Genomic DNA, 17,892 nt, shown 5'->3' with positions numbered 1-17,892 from the left:
TCCGCTCCGCTCCATGCGGGCTACAAAGTGAGAGCGATCACACCGCCTCCAAATGCTCCGCCCCGCGCCTCTTCTTCGTCTTTGCCTGACCGAGCAGGGGGCCCGCAGCGAGCGCGGCCGTATCGGCGACGCCGGGATCGCGCGACACCATCGCGGCGACGATCGCGCCATCGATGAGGAGGCCGAGTTGATGCGCGAGCACGACCGGCTCGTTTGATCCGAGCTCGCCGGCGAGCTTCTCGATGTGGCCGAGCACGATCTTCTTGTGCTTCAGCGCGATGTTCCGGAACTGCTTGGCGTCCTTGTCGTGCTCGCCGACGGCGTTGATGAAGGGGCAGCCGTAGAAGCGCTCTTCGCCAAACCAGCTCTTCAGCGCCGGGAAGATGCGCGCCAGCTTGGCCTGCGCGTCGCCGCCGCCTTCCTCCATGGCGGCCATGAACCATTCGCGCCACTGCTTGCCTTCGCTCTCCAGCACTGCGTTGACGAGGTTGGTCTTGGAGCCGAACAGCTTGTAGAGCGTGGTCTTCGCGGTGCCGGCCTCCTCGATGATCGCATCGATACCGGTGGCATTGATTCCGTTCTTGCAGAACAGATGCGATGCGGCGCTGAGCAGGCGCCCGCGCGCGGATTCGTCGTCGCCGATGGCGGCGTGGGGCGAGGTCTTCTTCGATGACGTCTTGGCCATGGCGACGAACTTACCCGCAGCCGCGCGGTATCATCAAGCCGCATCTGTTTCGCGCCGAAAAGATTCGCATCGGCGCGCGCATCTGCATCGCCTTTGAGCAGAGCGCGGCTGATCAATCCGCGGGCAGCGACGCTTAAGCGGCTCCATCGCCTCGCATTTCGTTTTCCGCCCGCTTTGGCACGCCCTATGCAAGGAAACAGACCGTTCGGTATCCTGCCGTTTTTCACGGCTGCCAGGGAGAAAAAGATGACTGCCGTCGTTCAAAAGACAGTGCTGACGGGGTGCCTTGCGCCCATCGACAAGAATGGCCTCGAGCAACTGATCGCGAGCGGCAAGGCTAATCCGAAGGTCGTCAAGACCTTGAAGTGCAAGACGGTCGCGGAAGGCAAGTTCCGCCACGCCAACTATATCCGCAATCTGCCGCCCTACATCGTCGATGAGCCGCCGGGGCTCCTGGGCGACGACACCGCCCCCAATCCGTCGGAAGCCTCGCTCGCCGCGCTCGGCTCGTGCCTTGCAGTTGGCCTGCACGCCAATGCGGTGCACCGCGGCTGGATCGTCAACAAGCTCGAGCTCGAGCTCGAAGGCGACCTCAACATCACCGCGGTGTGGGGCACCGGCGACACCTCCGACAAGCCCGTCGGCTTCACCGACGTCCGCGTCAAGGTCGACATGGAATGCGAGGGCATCGCGCAGGACGAGATCGACGCGCTGGTCGCCCATGTCAAGAAATGGTCGCCGGTCGCCAACACCTTCACCCGTCCGGTCAATCTCGAGGTCGGCATCTAGCTGAATAGCAACCAGGACAAGGTGCGGGAGACGATCATGGGTTCACTGGCTTTATCGCGGGTCGAAGTTCTGGATCAGCCCGCACCTTCCATTGCAGGAGAAGTGGCGCGGATCGCACGGGAGCAACTCGCGCCGCTCGCGGCCGGCATCGACGACGGTTCGGTCTATCCAGCCGACGTGCTGCGCAAATTCGGCGAGGTCGGCGCCTGGGGAAGTCACGTCCCGCAAGAGGGTCCCGCCGACCTGCGCTGCGCGATCCAGGCCATTGAGGCGATCGGAGAGGTCTGCGGAGCCACGGCCTTCATGGCCTGGTGCCAGAACACCCTGGTCTGGTACGCCGCCAACTCGACTAACCTGAAGCTCGCCAAGCGCTTCGGCGATGCCTTCTCGACCGGCCGGGTGCTCGGCGGCACCGGGCTCTCCAATCCGATGAAGAGCTTCTTCGGCATCGAGAAGCTGAAATTGAAGGGGCGCAGGGTCGAGGGTGGCTATGTCGTGCGGGGGGCGCTGCCCTGGGTCTCCAACCTCGGTCCCGATCATTACTTCGGCACGATTTTCGAGCGCGAGGACGCGGAGGAAACGGTGATGTTCCTCGCCGATTGCGCCGATCCCGCGATCACGCTGACGCCGTGCAAGCCGTTCATGGCGATGGACGGCACCGGCACCTATGGCGTGCAGTTCCGCGACGTCTTCGTGCCGGACGAATTGATCCTCGCCGATCCCGCCGGCCCCTTCGTCAAGAAGATCCGCGCCGGCTTCATCCTGCTGCAGGCCGGCATGGCGCTCGGCCTCATCAAGGACTGCATCAACATCATGGATGAGGTGGACAATCCCCTCGGCCATATCAACCGCTATCTGCCGCAGCAGCCGGTGCATTTCCGCGATCTCGCCGCCGAGCTCGAGGCCGAGACCATGGCGCTGGCGCGCGATCCCTACAACGAGGAGGAAACCTACTGGCGCAAGGTGATCGCGCTCAGGCTTCGCGCCGGCGAGGCCAGCGTCGCGGCGGCGCATGCGGCGATGCTGCATTGTGGCGCGCGCGGCTACCTCAAGAGCCACCGCGCACAGCGGCGCCTGCGCGAGGCCTATTTCATTGCGATCGTCACGCCGGCTACCAAGCAGCTGCGCAAGATGCTCGCCGATTGCTGAGCTTCACGAGTCCACCCAGAAGACCCCCAACCTCAACGGAGAGGCCGCCAATGACGGACGTTCTGATTTCTGCCAGCGAACTTGCCGATCTCTTGAAGCTTGAACCCTGTGTCGTGATCGACACCCGCAATCCCGACGCTTATGCTGCCGGGCACCTGCCCAATGCCGTGAACGTGCACGAGATCTTCACGTTCCTTGCAACCTCGACGCCGGAGGGCATCAGCGAGCTGAAGACCAAATTCGCCGATGCTTTCGGCGCGGCCGGCCTCTCCGGCAAGGAAACGGCCGTGATCTACGAGCAGTCGATGAATTCCGGCTTCGGCCAGTCCTGCCGCGGCTACTACCTCCTCACCATGCTTGGCTATCCCAAGGTCAAGGTGTTGCATGGCGGCTTCGACGCGTGGGCAGCGGCGGGCTTCCCGGTGACGAAGGATGTCCCGGCGCCGGCGAAAGCCTCGTTCGCGATCGTACCCGAGGCCGGCGAGATCCTGATCGACGCCAAGACCATGCTCGCCGCGGTCGGCAAGCCCGGCATTGCCATTCTAGACGTGCGCGACGTCGACGAGTGGATTGGCGACAGCTCCTCGCCCTACGGCAAGGATTTCTGCCCGCGCAAGGGCCGTATCCCCGGCGCAGTGTGGCTGGAATGGTACCGCATGATGAAGCCGACCGCGGAAGGCCCGCGCTTCAAGTCCAAGGACGAGATTTTGGCGGAATGTGCCACCGTCGGCATCTCGCCGACCACACCTGTCTATCTCTACTGCTTCAAGGGAGCGCGGGCCTCGAACACGTTCCTGGCGCTGAAGAACGCCGGCGTGAAGGACGTGCGGATGTATTTCGGCTCCTGGAACGAATGGTCGCGCGATCCGTCGCTGCCGATTGAGCAGGGGCTGCCGGTGGCTGCCCAGGTAACAGGCAAGGCGGCATAGAACCTGCATGTTTCCCGTGGCCCGGCTGCGCAAGGGGGCAGCCGGGCCACGAAGGAATTTTGAGCCGACGCGGCGGACAACGGCGTCCGCCGCACGGTGTGACAAAGGGGCGCAGAAACATGTCCACGTTTAACGATCCGTTCGATGCCGACCGCAATCTTCAGTCCGGATGTGTGTGCGGCCAGCACGCTTCGGCGGGAGAGCACGAGGCCGCGTTGACCCTGCGATGCGAGCCCGTTGAGAGCGAGGAGAAGCGCTACGAGGGCGTGGTTGCGTCTGCCGTGATGCGCGCCATGTTTCCGCAGGATGGGGCGCGGCGCGCATTCCTGAAATCGGTCGGGGCCTCCACTGCGCTCGCCGCGCTGTCGCAGTTCTTCCCGCTCAAGACCGCGACCGAGGCGTTTGCGCAAGCCGGCGCGCCGGAGAAAAAGGACCTCAAGGTCGGCTTCATCCCGATCACCTGCGCCACGCCCATCATCATGGCGGCCCCGATGGGATTCTATTCCAAGCACGGTCTGAACGTCGAGGTGGTCAAGACCGCCGGCTGGGCCGTGGTTCGCGACAAGACCATCAACAAGGAATACGACGCCGCGCACATGCTGGCGCCGATGCCGATTGCGATCTCGCTCGGCCTGGGTGCCAACCCGGTTCCATTTGCCGTCCCTGCGATCGAGAACATCAACGGGCAGGGCATCACGCTTGCCATGAAGCACAAGGACAAGCGCGATCCGAAGGACTGGAAGGGGATGAAGTTCGCAATTCCCTTCGACTATTCGATGCACAATTATCTCTTGCGGTATTATCTCGCCGAGCACGGTCTCGACCCCGACACCGACGTGCAGCTGCGCTCGGTGCCGCCGCCGGAAATGGTCGCGAATCTGCGCGCCGACAACATCGACGGCTTCCTCGCTCCCGACAACATCTGCCAGCGCGCGATCTATGACGGCGTCGGCTTCATGCACATCCTGTCGAAGGAGATCTGGGACGGCCATCCCTGCTGCAGCTTCGCTGCCAGTCGCGAGTTCATCACGACGGCACCGAACAGCTTTGCAGCGCTGACGCGCGCCATCGTCGATGCCACCGCCTTTGCATCGAAAGCGGAGAACCGCAAGCAGATCGCAGAAGCGATTGCGCCGGCCAACTATATCAACGCGCCGGTGACGGTGCTCGAGCAGGTGCTGACCGGCACCTATGCCGACGGGCTCGGCGGAGTGAAGACCGACGCCAAGCGCGTCGATTTCGATCCGTTCCCCTGGCAGTCCTTCGCGGTGTGGATGCTGACGCAGATGAAGCGCTGGGGCCAGATCAAGGGCGACGTCGATTACAAGGCCGTCGCCGAGCAGGTGTATCTCGCCACCGACACCAAGAAGCTGATGACCGAAATGGGCCTGTCGCCGCCGGCGAGCGCCTACAAGTCTTTCGCGGTGATGGGCAAGACGTTCGATCCGGCCAAGCCGGAGGATTATGTGGCGAGCTTCAAGATCAGGAAGGCGTCGTGATGGGCTGGGCTCTCGTGTCCCGGGCACGGCGCAGCGCAAAGCGGTGCGACGCAGAACCGGGACCCAGCCGGCCCGGCTGGGCCCCGGCTCTGCGAAGCAGCATTGCGTGCTGCATCGCGTCCGGGACACATGGGGTGAGGTCGGCGCGATGAATTCCTCCCTCCGCCTCCGTGCGGGCCTCGTCTCCATCGTGCTGCTCGCTGCGTTTCTCGGCATCTGGCACCTGGCCACGCGCTCGACCGGTGCAACCACGACGATGAGCCCGGAATACGCCAAGCTGATGGGCCTCACCGCGACGCAGGGCAAATCAACGATGCCGGGACCGCTCGATGTCGGCGCCAAGCTGTTGGAGCATTTGAAACGGCCATTCTACGATAACGGCCCGAACGACAAGGGCCTCGGCATCCAGCTCGCTTATTCGATCGCACGCGTCGGCACCGGCTATCTGCTTGCGGTGCTGGTCGCGATCCCGCTCGGCTTCCTGATCGGCATGTCGCCGCTGCTCAGCAAGGCGCTCGATCCCTTCATTCAGGTGCTCAAGCCGATCTCGCCGCTGGCCTGGATGCCGCTCGCGCTCTACACCATCAAGGATTCCTCGGTCTCGGCGATCTTCGTCATCTTCATCTGCTCGATCTGGCCGATGCTGCTCAACACCGTGTTCGGTGTTGCCAGCGTGCGCAAGGAATGGATCAACGTGGCGCGCACGCTCGAAGTCGGCACCGTCAGGCGCGCCTTCACCGTGATCCTCCCCGCCGCGGCGCCGACGATCCTGACCGGAATGCGCATCTCGGTCGGCATCGCATGGCTCGTCATCGTCGCCGCCGAGATGCTCGTCGGCGGCACCGGCATCGGATATTTCGTCTGGAACGAGTGGAATAATCTGTCGATCACCAACGTCATCATCGCAATCCTGCTGATCGGAGTCATCGGCATGCTGCTCGACCAGATTCTGGCGCGCTTCACGCGCATGGTCACGTTTCCGGAGTAGACATGACCGATAAATTCATCTCCATCGAGGGCATCGCCAAGCGCTATCCCGGCGCGGGTGGCGCTACGACCACCATCTTCGAGAATCTCTGGCTGTCGATGGCGCGCGGCGAGTTTGCCTGCGTGATCGGCCATTCCGGCTGCGGCAAGACCACGGTGCTCAACATCCTCGCCGGCCTCGACGCGCCGAGCGAGGGCGCGGTCATCGTCGACGGACAGGCGATCTCCGGTACCAGCCTCGATCGTGCCGTGATCTTCCAGAGCCATGCGCTGTTGCCCTGGCGCACCGTGCTCGGCAACGTCAGCTACGCCGTGAGCTCGAAATGGCGAAGCTGGGACCGCGCCAAGGTGAGGGCGCACGCGCAGAACTTCATTGATCTCGTCGGCCTCGCCGGCTCCGAACACAAGCGGCCATCGGAACTATCGGGCGGCATGAAGCAGCGCGTCGGTATCGCGCGTGCCTTGTCGATCACGCCGAAGATGATGCTGATGGACGAGCCCTTCTCGGCGCTGGACGCGCTGACGCGGGGCACGCTGCAGGACGAGGTCCGGCGTATCTGCCTCGAGACCGGGCAGACCGCATTCATGATCACCCACGACGTCGACGAGGCGATGTATCTCGCCGACAAGATCTTCCTGATGACCAACGGGCCGGGTGCGGTGCTGGCCGAGGTCGTCGAAAATCCGCTGCCGCGGGATCGCGGCCGCATCGATCTTCACCGCCATCCGCTCTATTATGCGCTGCGCAACCACATCATCGATTTCCTGGTGACGCGCAGCAAGACCTTTGCCGCCGAAACGCTGGGCCACGATCCACGCAACGTGCCGACGGTACATATCGGCAAGCCCGGGCTGACGATCGCCTCGAACGTCGAGGAGCAAAGACAGACCTGGATACCCGGGCCCAGTCCCGGACTCACCGCCTGAGAGGAGACCCTGACATGAAACGCGAAGACCTCACCGAAAAGCTGCTCGACATCAAGCGCGAGAAGGGCTGGAGCTGGAAGCACATCTGCGACAAGATCGGCGGCTATTCCGAGGTGCTGATCACGGGCGCCATCCTCGGCCAGATGAAGCTGACGAAGCCGCAGGCGGCCAATGCAGGCGAGCTGTTCGGCCTGTCGAAGGCTGAAGTCGCCATGCTGAACGAGACGCCAATGCGCGGCATGCCGATGCCCCCGACCGATCCCCTGATCTATCGCTTCTACGAACTCGTGATGGTGAACGGGCCGGCCTGGAAGGCCTTGATCGAGGAGGAGTACGGCGACGGCATCATGTCGGCGATCGATTTCGACATGGTGATGGAACGACAGCCCAACCCGAAGGGCGACCGCGTCAAGATCACCATGAGCGGCAAATTCCTGCCGTACAAATATTACGGCGCCAGCGGCAACGTGCCGGAATACGGCTTCAAGGAGGAGTGACCGCGGCGAAGGCGGCGCGCAACGCGCCGACCTCTGCCATCTCGCGAATATAGGTGAAGGATCCCTTGTCCTTCATCTCGCGCGCGCAGGTCAGGAACGCGGCAAGCGCGTAGCGCGACATCGCCCCGCCGACGCTGATGCGCTTGACGCCGGCGTCCGACAATTGCTCGGCCGTCAGCGTCGGGTCGGCAAAGCCCATGACGTGGTTGAACGGCTTACCGAGCGAGGAGACGACGGTCCGGATCGTGCCGAGGTCGTACAGGCCGGGCGCATAGAGGACATCGGCGCCCGCGGCCTCGAAGGCCTGCAGGCGGCGAACCGTGTCGTCGATGTCCTTGCGGCCGTGCAGGAAGTTCTCGGCCCGCGCGGTCAGTGTGAACGGAAACGGCAGCGCACGCGCCGTTTCGACGGCGGCCTGGACGCGCTCGACCGCGTGGGAAAAGTCGTAAATGGGGCGATCGCGGTCGCCGCTGAAATCCTCGATCGATCCGCCGACGGCGCCGGCCTCGGCGGCGCGCTGTATCGCCTGGGCGGCACGCTTCGGCTCGTCCGCACCGCAATTCTCGAGGTCGACACTGACGGGCAGGTCGGTCGCCTCGACGATCGCGCGCGCGTTGGCGAGGATGACATCGAGGCTGACGCCGCTCCTGCCAAGCATGTTGGCGACCCCGAGGCTCGTCGTCGCCAGGGCCTCGAAGCCCATCGCCGCGAGCAACTTGGCGGTGCCGGCGTCCCATGGATTGGGAATGATGAAGGCGCCTCGGCGCGCGTGCAGGGCGCGGAACGCTGTCGCCTTGTCCAGCTGGCTCATCATGGCTCGTCTCCGTGTTGTCGGTCGAGGCAGGCTTAGGAGCATTTTCGCCATCCGACAAATTTGTTATTCTTACGGAAGACATCAGTTTTTTGCATGAGGTCGTAATGGACAGTGACGCCCTCAACACCTTCCTGACCGTTCATCGCAAGGGAGGGATTTCGAATGCCGCGAAATTCCTGCACCGCTCGCAGCCGGCGATCTCGCGCCGCATCGCGCTGCTGGAGCATGAGCTCGGCGTGCCCCTGTTCGAACGAGTGGCAGGCCGCACCCGGCTCAGCGATGCCGGACGCGTGCTGATTCCCTATGCCGAGCGCGCGGTTGCCGCGGCAGAGGACGCCGAACAGGCGATCCGCGCATTGACCAAGCAGAATGCAGGGCCGGTGTCGCTCGCGGTGACCGGAACGCTGGCCGATAGTCGCCTGTCGACCATCATGAAGCGGTTCGCAAAGGAGAATCCGGCCGTCACGCTGGCCTTGCAGACCGCGACCAGCGCGGAGGTCAGCGATCTCGTCCGGCGCGGCGAGGCGACGATCGGCCTGCGTTACAACACCGACCGCTCCGGCGACCTCACCTGCGAGCTGGTGCTGAGCGAGGCGTTGCAGGTGGTCTGTGCGCCCGACCATCCTCTGGCTGGAAAGCGCGTGAAGCGCCTCGCGGAGCTCAGCGGCGAGCGCTGGATCGCATTCCCGGCGACGCGCGGGCGCCGCGAGATCGCCGCGGCTCACGTGTTTGCGCTGTTTCTCACGCAAGGGCTCGGCGAAGTGGAGTGGACGGCCGTGGATAGCCTCACCGCCCAGAAGCGGCTCGTCGAGGCGGGCTTCGGTGTTGCGCTGCTGGCACGGAGCCACATGGCGGAGGAACTGCGTGCGGCCTCGCTCGCGACGATCGTGGTGGACGATCTTGCGGCGGATCAGGACATCGTTCTCGTCACGCGCCGCGGTGGTTTTCTGAGCGCTGCGGCCGAGCGCCTGCTCGAGACCATCCGGCGCAACTATGCCGGGCGGGACGTCCCGACCACGCGGGACACCGGAAAGCGATCGCCGGCGCGCAAGGGTATTGCGCGCCGGCGCCTTGCTTAACTCAATTATTTCCCGGCTTTGACCTCGGCGGCTGCGACCGCGAGCAGCTCGCTCATCTTGGCGCGAATCGCCTGCTCGGTGACGGCGACGTTCTTGGCGGCGAAATCAGCCGTCAGCTTGCGCACGACGTCGGCATCGCCGGCCTCCTCGAAGTCGGCCGCAACCACTTCCTTGGCATAGGCGGTGGCGGCATCGCCGGAGATGCCGAGCTTTTCGGCGGCCCACAGCCCGAGCAGCCGGTTGCGGCGGGCCTCCGCCTTGAATTTCTGCTCCTCGTCGAGGGCGTATTTCTTCTCGAAACCTTCCTGGCGCTTGTCGAACTCGCTCATGCCTTGTTCCAAATCCCTCTGATGGCGCGGGGGGCCTTCCGTTGCGACCGCCCGGCTGCGTGCCTACATAGATAGCACATATCGGCAAAACAACGGGCCGTTAAGCCGCAGGCAAGACGGTATAAGTTGGCGCCGGACGGCCGGATCGATTGTGCTCGGACAGCCAATCGGATAGGTTGCCTAAAGGCTTGGTTCCCGTTCTGTTTCCAAGGGTTTATAGATGGGTTCCGGGCTGTTCACGGCAGCTCCGCTGTGGGTCGTAAATCCTAGTAACCGGAGCACACCAAATACATGGATTTCAACAAAACACGGTACATCCCCATGAGCCGTCGGCGTCGTATTTATGAAGGCAAGGCAAAGGTTCTGTATGAAGGCCCGGAGCCCGGTACCCTGATCCAGCACTTCAAGGACGACGCCACCGCGTTCAATGCGAAAAAGCATCAGGTGATCGAGGGCAAGGGTGTCCTCAACAACCGGATCTCGGAGTACCTGTTTCAGCACCTCAACGACATCGGGGTGCCGACCCATTTCATCCGCCGCCTCAACATGCGCGAGCAGTTGATTCGCGAGGTCGAGATCGTGCCGCTCGAGGTGGTGGTGCGGAACGTCGCCGCCGGCTCGCTGTCGCAGCGCCTCGGCATCGAGGAGGGCACCCAGCTGCCCCGTTCGATCATCGAATTCTACTACAAGAACGACCAGCTCAACGATCCCATGGTGTCGGAAGAGCACATCACGGCCTTCGGCTGGGCGACGCCCCAGGAGATCGACGACATCATGGCGCTCGCCATCCGTGTCAACGACTTCCTCACCGGCCTCTTCCTCGGCATCGGCATCCGCCTCGTCGACTTCAAGATGGAGTGCGGGCGCCTGTTCGAGAACGAGATGATGCGCATCATCGTCGCCGACGAGATCTCGCCGGACAGCTGCCGTCTCTGGGACATCAAGTCGAACGAGAAGCTCGACAAGGATCGTTTCCGCAGGGATCTCGGCGGTCTGCTCGAGGCCTATACGGAAGTTGCAAAGCGTCTCGGCATCCTGATGGAGAACGAGCGTCCGCAGGGCTCCGGCCCGGTGCTGGTGAAGAGCTGAAGAGGATTTTGACGTGAAGGCACGTGTCACCGTTACCCTGAAGACGGGCATCCTCGATCCGCAAGGCAAGGCCATCGAAGGCGCGCTGAAGTCGCTCGGCGTCGACGGCGTCGCCAGCGTCCGCCAGGGCAAGGTGTTCGACATCGAGCTCGCCGGCGCCGACAAGGCCAAGGCGGAAGCCGCGCTGAAGGACGCCGCAGACAAGCTGCTCGCGAACACCGTGATCGAGAATTATCGGGTCGAGCTGATCGGGTGAGCAGGACGGCTCACAGCCATCCCGCGCGGCGAAACCGCCAGTACAGCGCGCCGCAGGCGGTCAGCATCACGCCGAGCAGCATGAAGTAGCCGTACTCCCATTCCAGCTCCGGCATGTGCTTGAAGTTCATGCCGTAGATGCCGGCGAGCGCGGTCGGGATCGCGATGATCGCAAGCCAGGAGGCGAGCTTCTTCGATACCGCCGTCTCCTGCGCCTGACCGACCAGAAGACTTGCCTCGAAGGCGAAGGCCAGCACCTCGCGCATGGAATCGATGCGCTCCTGGATGTTGCGGACGTGGTCGGTGACGTCGCGGAATAGCGGCTGCATGGCCTGCCGCACCATCGCCAGCTCGTCATGCTCCAGCCGGCGGCAGACCTCCACCAGCGGCCCGATCGCGTTGCGCAGCCGCAAGAGGTCGCGGCGCAGCATGTAGAGCCGCTCGATCTGCGCCTTGCTGATCGGCTTCGACAGCACGTCATCCTCGATGCCTTCGACCTCGTCGTGAATGCTCTCGAGCACGGGCGAGTAATTGTCGACGATGAAATCGAGGATGGCGTAGAGGATGTAATCCTCGCCGCGAGCCAGCGCTCGCGGGCAGCTCTCGCAACGCTCGCGCACCGGCTTGTAGGAGGTCGAAGCGCCGTGGCGCACCGAGACCAGATAGCCTTCGCCGACGAAGATGTGGGTCTCGCCGAAGGCGATGCGGCCCTCGATCAGTTGCGCGGTGCGCGCCACGATGAACAGGGCCTCGCCATATTGCTCGATCTTGGGACGCTGATGGGCGTGGTTGGCGTCCTCGATCGCGAGCTCGTGCAGGTCGAACTGCTTCTGCACCGCGCTGAGCAGCGCCATGTCGGGCTCATGCAAGCCGATCCAGACCACGTGGCCGGGCTTGGCGCGCCAGCTCGAGGCCTCGCTGATCGCGATATTGGCAACGCGCCGGCCGTCGACATAGGCACCGGCCGCGACGACGCCCTCGGCGGATACCGGCTCGGCGAGGGAGGTGGGCAGCGACGGGACGTTCATGGCTGCAATCCCGGGCAAGATCGTTGGGCAAAACTGCCGTGGCTATGGCCTGTGTACAAGGCCGCCCGGCGAGGCTAGCACTGGTAAAATCCCCGTCAAATGGCTATGTCTCCCAGCGAATTGGCCCCTTCGGCCAGCCCGATTCCCGTCACCGTCGGAACCCGAACATGAAAGCCGCCATCCTCGTCTTTCCCGGAATCAACCGCGAGCGCGACATGGCGCGTGCGCTGAGGCTGATCTCGGGCCACGAGCCGGCGATGGTCTGGCACGCCGAGACCTCGCTGCCTCCGGGGACCGACCTCGTGGTGGTGCCGGGCGGTTTCTCCTATGGCGATTATTTGCGCTGTGGCGCCATCGCGGCACGTGCGCCGGTGATGGACGCGGTGCGCGACTACGCGGCCAAGGGCGGCCTCGTGCTCGGCGTCTGCAACGGGTTTCAGATCCTCTGCGAGTCCGGCCTGCTGCCCGGCGTGCTGATGCGCAACGCGCGGCTGAAGTTCATCTGCCACGACGTGCATCTGCGCGTCGAGCGTTCCGACACGCCGTTCACCCGCGGCTACAATGCCGGGCAGGTGATCCGTGTGCCGGTCGCCCATGGCGAAGGCAATTACGAGGCGGACGAAGAAACCATCAAGCGGCTCGAAGGCGAGGGGCGGGTGCTCTATCGCTATTGCTCGGCCGAGGGTGTGGTGGACGATAACAGCAACATCAACGGCGCTGCGCACTCCATCGCCGGCATCGTCAACGACAAGGGCAACGTGCTCGGCATGATGCCGCATCCGGAAAACCACGTCGAAGACATCATGGGCTGCACGGACGGCCGCGGCCTGTTCGCCGGCCTCGCTCAGCATCTGGAAAAAGCCGCGTGATTTCGTTCGTGCTGAAGCGGCTGTCGATCGCGGTCGCCGCAATTGCTTTCGCGACGGCCGCGTTTGGCCAAGACTATCCCAAGCGTCCGATCACCATGATCGTGCCGTTCGCGGCCGGCGGCACCTCGGACGTGATCGCGCGTACGGTCGCCGAGCAGATGGGCATCGCGCTCGGCCAGACCATCGTGATCGAGAACGTTGCCGGTGCCGGCGGCTCGACCGCGCTGGCGCGCGCCTCCCGCGCCGAGCCCGACGGCTACACCATCGCGATCGGCAATGCCGGCACGAATGCGGCGACCTACACGATCTATCCGAAACTGCCGTTCACGCCTGAGTCCTTCGTGCCGATCGCCATGGTGGCGAAGACATTCGGCATCATCGCGCTGCGCAAGGACTTTCCGGCCAAGGACCTGAAAGAGTTCATCGCCTACGCCAAGGCCAATCCGGGCAAGATCAATCTCGGCCATGCCGGCGTCGGCTCGTCGAACTATCTGATCTGCAAGAGCTTCGTCACCGCTGCCGGCATCGACGCGACGCTGGTCGGCTACCGTGGTGCTGCGCCTGCGCTGACCGATGCGGTCGGCAGCCAGATCGACGGCGTCTGCGATGCGGCGGCCTCGGTCTCGCAGTCGATCAACGAGAAGCTGGTAAAGGGTCTCGTGGTCGGCTCGACCGTGCGGCTCGCCACGCTGCCGGACCTGCCGACCTCGGCTGAAGCGGGTTTGCCCGAATTCGAGGCGCAGGGCTGGAACGGCCTGTTCGCGCCCAAGGGCACGCCGCCGGCCGTGATCGCCAAGCTGAACGCCGCTGCGCGCACTGCGGTCGAGACCGATGCCGTGAAGAAGCGTTTTGCCGATCTTTCCACTGTCGCCCCTGATGCGGACGAGCACGCGCCCGAAGTGCTGCAGAAGCTCGTGACGCGCGACGTCGAAAAGTACCGGAAGATGCTGGCGGACGACGCCAAGTAGTCGTTAGCGTCGCTTCAGCCGCTCCGCCGGCACCGTCATCGCGGCGACGCCGGCCATTACCAGCAACAGCCCGAGCGCCAGGTTCGACGGCACGCTCTCGCCGAGCAGAGCCACGGACAGGCCGACGCCGATCGGGATGCGCAAATATCCTTGTGCGTTGGTGGTCAGCGTGCCGAGGCGGCCGAGGCAGACGTAGAACAGCATCAGCCCGAGCGCGCTCGAGACGATGCCCATGACGATGGTGGCAATGATCGCCGTCGGCGTCGGCTGCAGCGTCCAGGGCTGGTCGATGATCAGCGAGGGCGGCAGCAGGATGAGGCCGCCGAACAAGAGCGAGCCGGCAGCCACCACCATCGGATCGTAGTCGGACAGGCGCAGACCGAAGATCGTCGCGCAGGCAAAGGAGATGGTGGCAAGCAGGATCGCGATCTCGGCCACGATCTCGTTGCCGAAGCCGTGCAGCGCATCGAGGCCGACGATGAGAATCGTGCCCGCGAGGCCGAGCACCGCGCCCGCGAGCTTGAGCAGCGTCGCCGGCTCGTGACGCGTGATCAGCGAGGTGATCAGGAAGGCGAAAATCGGCGTCGTCGAGGCCAGCACCACCGTGCTCGATGCCGGCACGTATTGCTGCGACCAGGTGATGATCAGGAAGGGGAAGGTCGAGTTGATCAGCTGCTGGGTCGCGAACAGCTTCCAGGCCTTTGCGTCCGTCGGCACCTTGATGTCGCGCATCCACAGGATCGCGAACAGGAAGGCGGCCGCGACCAGCGAGCGTGCGGAGATGAAGGTGATGGGCGGGATGGTGGGAAGCGCCAGCTTGGCCAGCGGATAGGTCGAGCTCCAGCAGCAGGCGAGCGCGAGCAGCAGCGCATAGTCGCGCCAGTTGCGGGCGCCGGTGGCGATGGACGGCAACGGCGTTGATGCGGCCGCCGTCGCGCGACCCGCCTCCGATGTGCTCTGCGGCACCTTGTTCTTGCTCCCCGGCGCGACAGCGCTTGCCGGGAAGTCTGGGCGAGGGCGAGCGAAAAGGGAAGGCGCCGAGCTATGCGTTTGGCTGAGGGAGCGCCTTCCGCTTCATCCGCTTGATCGTGCCGGAAAAGGTCAGCAGAACCCGGTCGGCAGACATCATCTTGCCGCGCAGGAAGATCAGCGAGCCGCCGGCGCGGGTGACCTCGCCGGTGCACTCGATCAGCTCGCCCTCGCGTGCCGCGTCGAGGAATTCGCAGGCGAAGTTGGTCGTCACCGCCCGGCTGTCCAGGACATGGGTGGCGATCGCGAACAGGGAGTAGTCGGCGAAGGCCATGTAGCAGCCGCCATGGACGTTCCCGGAGCCGTTGAGGTGCTTTTTCTCGACCCGGAAGGCGCTGCGGACGCTGCCGTCCGCCTCGATCCGGTGCCAGAAGGGGCCGACATGGGCCTCGAAACTGTCGCGAATCCAGGTCCGCCAGCCCACAAATTCGCCCTCGGTGGCGACGTGGAGGTCGGGGCGGCGGGGTGGGGGCGCTTTGGTCAATTCGTGCAAGGAAATAGGCCTTCAATTGCGGGTCTCGAGCCCTTAAATCCGATCCGTCGGCGCCGTGCAATTCCTGTTCCCGCCGTCCCTGCCTGCAAAACGTGGGACAGCGGGAAAATGCGCCATAAAGGGCTTTTCGCGAGCCCCGGATGTTCCTAAGAACGGCCAAACCGCCGCCGAAAGCCCCTGAAGCCATGAAGAATGAACCCAAGATCACCCCCGAACTGGTTGCCGCCCATGGGCTTAAGCCCGACGAATATGAGCGCATCCTGAAGCTGATCGGGCGGGAGCCGACCTTCACCGAGCTCGGCATCTTCTCGGCGATGTGGAACGAGCACTGCTCGTACAAATCCTCCCGCATCCATCTGAAGGGCCTGCCGACCAAGGCGCCCTGGGTGATCCAGGGCCCGGGCGAGAACGCCGGCGTGATCGACATCGGCGACGGCCAGGCCGTGGTCTTCAAGATGGAGAGCCACAACCACCCGAGCTACATCGAGCCCTACCAGGGCGCGACCACCGGCGTCGGCGGCATCTTGCGCGACGTCTTCACCATGGGTGCGCGCCCGATCGCGTGTCTCAATGCGCTGAGCTTCGGCGCGCCCGAGCACGCCAAGACCCGGCACCTCGTCTCCGGCGTCGTTGCCGGCGTCGGCGGCTACGGCAATTCCTTCGGCGTGCCGACTGTCGGCGGCCAGGTGCGCTTCCACACCCGCTATGACGGCAACATCCTGGTCAACGCGATGGCGGTCGGCCTCGCCGATGCCGACAAGATCTTCTATGCGGCGGCCTCCGGCGTGAACATGCCGATCGTCTATTTGGGTTCCAAGACCGGCCGCGACGGCATCCACGGCGCCTCGATGGCCTCGGCCGAGTTCGACGACAAGTCCGAAGAGAAGCGCCCCACGGTGCAGGTCGGCGATCCCTTCGCCGAAAAGCTGTTGCTGGAGGCCTGCCTCGAGATCATGGAGAAGGGCTGCGTCATCGCGATCCAGGACATGGGCGCGGCGGGGCTGACCTGCTCGGCCGTCGAGATGGGCGCCAAGGGTGATCTCGGCGTCGACCTCGATCTCGACGCGGTGCCGACGCGCGAGACCGGCATGAGCGCCTACGAGATGATGCTCTCGGAAAGCCAGGAGCGCATGCTCATGGTGCTCAAGCCCGAGAAGGAAAAAGAAGCCGAGGCGATCTTCAAAAAGTGGGGCCTCGATTTCGCCGTCGTCGGCTACACCACGCCGAGCAAGCGCTTCGTGGTCAAGCATGGCGGCGACGTCATGGCCGACCTGCCGATCAAGGAGCTCGGCGACGAGGCACCGCTCTATGACCGCCCGCATGTCCCGTCCGTCGCGCTGCCGGTCGTGCATGCGCGCGAAGTGCCGGCGCCGATGGGTTTAGGCAGCGCGCTGGAGAAGCTGATCGGCACGCCCGACATGTGCTCTAAGCGCTGGGTCTGGGAGCAGTACGACCACGTCATCCTCGGCAACACCATGCAGCGTCCCGGCGGCGATGCCGCAGTGGTGCGCGTGCAGGACGGGCCGAAGGGCCTCGCGCTGACCGTCGACGTGACGCCGCGGTATTGCGAAGCCGATCCGTTCGAAGGCGGCAAGCAGGCCGTCGCCGAAGCCTGGCGCAACATCACCGCGGTCGGCGGCAAGCCGCTCGCGATCACCGACAACCTCAATTTCGGCAACCCTGAGCGGCCCGAGATCATGGGCCAGTTCGTCGGCTGCCTGAAGGGCATTTCGGAAGCCTGCCGCACGCTGGATTTCCCGGTCGTCTCCGGCAACGTCTCGCTCTACAACGAGACCAATGGCCGCGCGATCCTGCCGACGCCCTCGATCGGCGGCGTCGGCCTGCTCGACGATTTCACCAAGTCCGCCTCGCTTGCCTTCAAGGCCGAGGGCGAAGCGATCCTCCTGGTCGGTGAGACCCATGGCTGGCTCGGCCAGTCGGTGTATCTGCGCGACATCTGCGGCCGCGAGGAGGGCGCGCCACCGCCGGTCGATCTCGCCGCCGAGAAGCGCAATGGCGATTGCGTGCGCGGCATGATCCACGCGGGCACCGCCACAGCCGTGCACGACCTCTCCGACGGCGGCCTGCTGATCGCGCTCGCCGAGATGGCGATGGCGGGCGGCATCGGCGCCAGGCTGCTGGCGGCGCCGACCTCGCTGGTGTCGCAGGCCTATTGGTTCGGCGAGGACCAGGCGCGCTATCTCGTCACCGTGCCGGAAACGGAAGCCGGCCGCGTGCTCGCCAAGATGCGCGGCTGCGAGGTGCCCTGCGTCCGTATCGGTACCACCGGCGGCGACGCGATCGCCATTGCCGGCGAAGCGCCTGTCACGATCGACAGCTTGCGGATCTCGCACGAGCGCTGGCTGCCGGAATATATGGGCGGCAAGGCGGCGTAAGGCGCTTCCACAAACTCAGAGCCGTAGCCCGGATGGAGCGAAAGCGTAATCCGGGACCGCTATCGCGTGTGGCAACACTCC

19 protein-coding genes are annotated in these 17,892 nt (G+C 64.6%); 13 read left to right on the top strand and 6 right to left on the bottom strand.

The features are described 5' to 3' along the window. Positions 1 to 37 precede the first annotated feature (37 nt). Complete coding sequence (locus tag RPS27_RS30310) at positions 38 to 685, bottom strand: TetR/AcrR family transcriptional regulator (protein ID WP_313754868.1); 648 nt, start codon at positions 683 to 685, stop codon at positions 38 to 40. A 246-nt stretch (positions 686 to 931) separates the two neighbouring features. On the opposite strand from RPS27_RS30310, the gene RPS27_RS30305 reads away from it, so the two are divergent. From RPS27_RS30305 to cynS, 7 genes are all read left to right on the top strand, one after another. After that, positions 932 to 1,474 (top strand): OsmC family protein, encoded by a 543-nt coding sequence (locus RPS27_RS30305; RefSeq protein ID WP_194403154.1) that lies wholly within the window; start codon positions 932 to 934, stop codon positions 1,472 to 1,474. A 36-nt stretch (positions 1,475 to 1,510) separates the two neighbouring features. Beyond that, positions 1,511 to 2,623, top strand: a complete 1,113-nt coding sequence (locus RPS27_RS30300) for an acyl-CoA dehydrogenase family protein (RefSeq protein WP_194403153.1) — start codon at positions 1,511 to 1,513, stop codon at positions 2,621 to 2,623. 50 nt (positions 2,624 to 2,673) lie between these two features. Further along, positions 2,674 to 3,552 (top strand): sulfurtransferase, encoded by an 879-nt coding sequence (locus tag RPS27_RS30295; protein WP_194403152.1) that lies wholly within the window; start codon positions 2,674 to 2,676, stop codon positions 3,550 to 3,552. 119 nt (positions 3,553 to 3,671) lie between these two features. Beyond that, positions 3,672 to 5,051, top strand: a complete 1,380-nt coding sequence (locus RPS27_RS30290; protein ID WP_194403151.1) for a CmpA/NrtA family ABC transporter substrate-binding protein — start codon at positions 3,672 to 3,674, stop codon at positions 5,049 to 5,051. A gap of 148 nt (positions 5,052 to 5,199) precedes the next feature. Continuing rightward, positions 5,200 to 6,039 (top strand): nitrate ABC transporter permease, encoded by an 840-nt coding sequence (gene ntrB, locus RPS27_RS30285; protein ID WP_313754867.1) that lies wholly within the window; start codon positions 5,200 to 5,202, stop codon positions 6,037 to 6,039. Between the two features lie 2 nt (positions 6,040 to 6,041). Beyond that, on the top strand, positions 6,042 to 6,965 hold the full coding sequence (locus tag RPS27_RS30280; protein WP_194403149.1) for an ABC transporter ATP-binding protein: 924 nt from the start codon (positions 6,042 to 6,044) through the stop codon (positions 6,963 to 6,965). 14 nt (positions 6,966 to 6,979) lie between these two features. Then, the gene (cynS, locus tag RPS27_RS30275; RefSeq protein ID WP_194403148.1) at positions 6,980 to 7,462 is read left to right on the top strand and encodes a cyanase; all 483 of its coding nucleotides are present in this window, start codon (positions 6,980 to 6,982) and stop codon (positions 7,460 to 7,462) included. On the opposite strand, the gene RPS27_RS30270 is transcribed toward cynS, so the two are convergent. Beyond that, positions 7,449 to 8,276 carry an oxaloacetate decarboxylase gene (locus tag RPS27_RS30270; protein WP_212068209.1) on the bottom strand — a complete coding sequence of 276 codons (828 nt, stop codon included), beginning with the start codon at positions 8,274 to 8,276 and terminating at the stop codon, positions 7,449 to 7,451. The two genes, cynS and RPS27_RS30270, sit on opposite strands and share 14 nt — an antisense overlap. A 104-nt stretch (positions 8,277 to 8,380) precedes the next feature. Here RPS27_RS30270 and RPS27_RS30265 point away from each other — a divergent pair, with 104 nt between their 5' ends. After that, positions 8,381 to 9,355: a LysR family transcriptional regulator gene (locus RPS27_RS30265; RefSeq protein WP_194403146.1), complete on the top strand. Its 975-nt coding sequence runs from the start codon at positions 8,381 to 8,383 to the stop codon at positions 9,353 to 9,355. A gap of 5 nt (positions 9,356 to 9,360) precedes the next feature. Here the strand turns inward: RPS27_RS30265 and RPS27_RS30260 are convergent, their stop codons facing one another. After that, positions 9,361 to 9,684 carry a DUF1476 domain-containing protein gene (locus RPS27_RS30260; protein ID WP_194403145.1) on the bottom strand — a complete coding sequence of 108 codons (324 nt, stop codon included), beginning with the start codon at positions 9,682 to 9,684 and terminating at the stop codon, positions 9,361 to 9,363. A gap of 321 nt (positions 9,685 to 10,005) precedes the next feature. Between RPS27_RS30260 and purC the strand changes: the two genes are divergently transcribed. Beyond that, positions 10,006 to 10,773, top strand: coding sequence for a phosphoribosylaminoimidazolesuccinocarboxamide synthase (gene purC, locus RPS27_RS30255; protein ID WP_173015815.1), 768 nt, complete (start codon positions 10,006 to 10,008; stop codon positions 10,771 to 10,773). A 13-nt stretch (positions 10,774 to 10,786) separates the two neighbouring features. After that, positions 10,787 to 11,029, top strand: coding sequence for a phosphoribosylformylglycinamidine synthase subunit PurS (gene purS, locus RPS27_RS30250; RefSeq protein ID WP_007602264.1), 243 nt, complete (start codon positions 10,787 to 10,789; stop codon positions 11,027 to 11,029). Between the two features lie 10 nt (positions 11,030 to 11,039). Here purS and RPS27_RS30245 read toward each other — a convergent pair whose 3' ends face one another. Further along, positions 11,040 to 12,056 (bottom strand): magnesium and cobalt transport protein CorA, encoded by a 1,017-nt coding sequence (locus tag RPS27_RS30245; protein ID WP_194403144.1) that lies wholly within the window; start codon positions 12,054 to 12,056, stop codon positions 11,040 to 11,042. A 167-nt stretch (positions 12,057 to 12,223) separates the two neighbouring features. Here RPS27_RS30245 and purQ point away from each other — a divergent pair, with 167 nt between their 5' ends. Both purQ and RPS27_RS30235 read left to right on the top strand, forming a co-directional pair. Continuing rightward, positions 12,224 to 12,925, top strand: a complete 702-nt coding sequence (gene purQ / locus RPS27_RS30240) for a phosphoribosylformylglycinamidine synthase subunit PurQ (RefSeq protein ID WP_194403143.1) — start codon at positions 12,224 to 12,226, stop codon at positions 12,923 to 12,925. Then, the gene (locus tag RPS27_RS30235) at positions 12,922 to 13,893 is read left to right on the top strand and encodes a tripartite tricarboxylate transporter substrate binding protein BugD (protein ID WP_194403142.1); all 972 of its coding nucleotides are present in this window, start codon (positions 12,922 to 12,924) and stop codon (positions 13,891 to 13,893) included. The genes purQ and RPS27_RS30235 overlap by 4 nt, the downstream gene beginning before the upstream one ends. Positions 13,894 to 13,896: 3 nt before the next feature. Here the strand turns inward: RPS27_RS30235 and RPS27_RS30230 are convergent, their stop codons facing one another. Together RPS27_RS30230 and RPS27_RS30225 are read right to left on the bottom strand one after the other, a co-directional pair. Next, positions 13,897 to 14,859, bottom strand: a complete 963-nt coding sequence (locus RPS27_RS30230; RefSeq protein ID WP_194403141.1) for a DMT family transporter — start codon at positions 14,857 to 14,859, stop codon at positions 13,897 to 13,899. Between the two features lie 76 nt (positions 14,860 to 14,935). Next, positions 14,936 to 15,415 carry a PaaI family thioesterase gene (locus RPS27_RS30225; protein ID WP_194403140.1) on the bottom strand — a complete coding sequence of 160 codons (480 nt, stop codon included), beginning with the start codon at positions 15,413 to 15,415 and terminating at the stop codon, positions 14,936 to 14,938. A gap of 185 nt (positions 15,416 to 15,600) precedes the next feature. On the opposite strand from RPS27_RS30225, the gene purL reads away from it, so the two are divergent. After that, entirely contained in the window at positions 15,601 to 17,811 is a 2,211-nt protein-coding gene (purL, locus tag RPS27_RS30220) for a phosphoribosylformylglycinamidine synthase subunit PurL (RefSeq protein ID WP_194403139.1), read from the top strand. The last annotated feature ends 81 nt before the right edge of the window (positions 17,812 to 17,892 follow it).

Source organism: Bradyrhizobium sp. WYCCWR 12699, assembly GCF_032144035.1.
Lineage (GTDB): Bacteria > Pseudomonadota > Alphaproteobacteria > Rhizobiales > Xanthobacteraceae > Bradyrhizobium.
The sequence above is the reverse complement of the archived record's forward strand: the minus strand, read 5'-3'. Positions and strand labels throughout refer to the sequence as shown.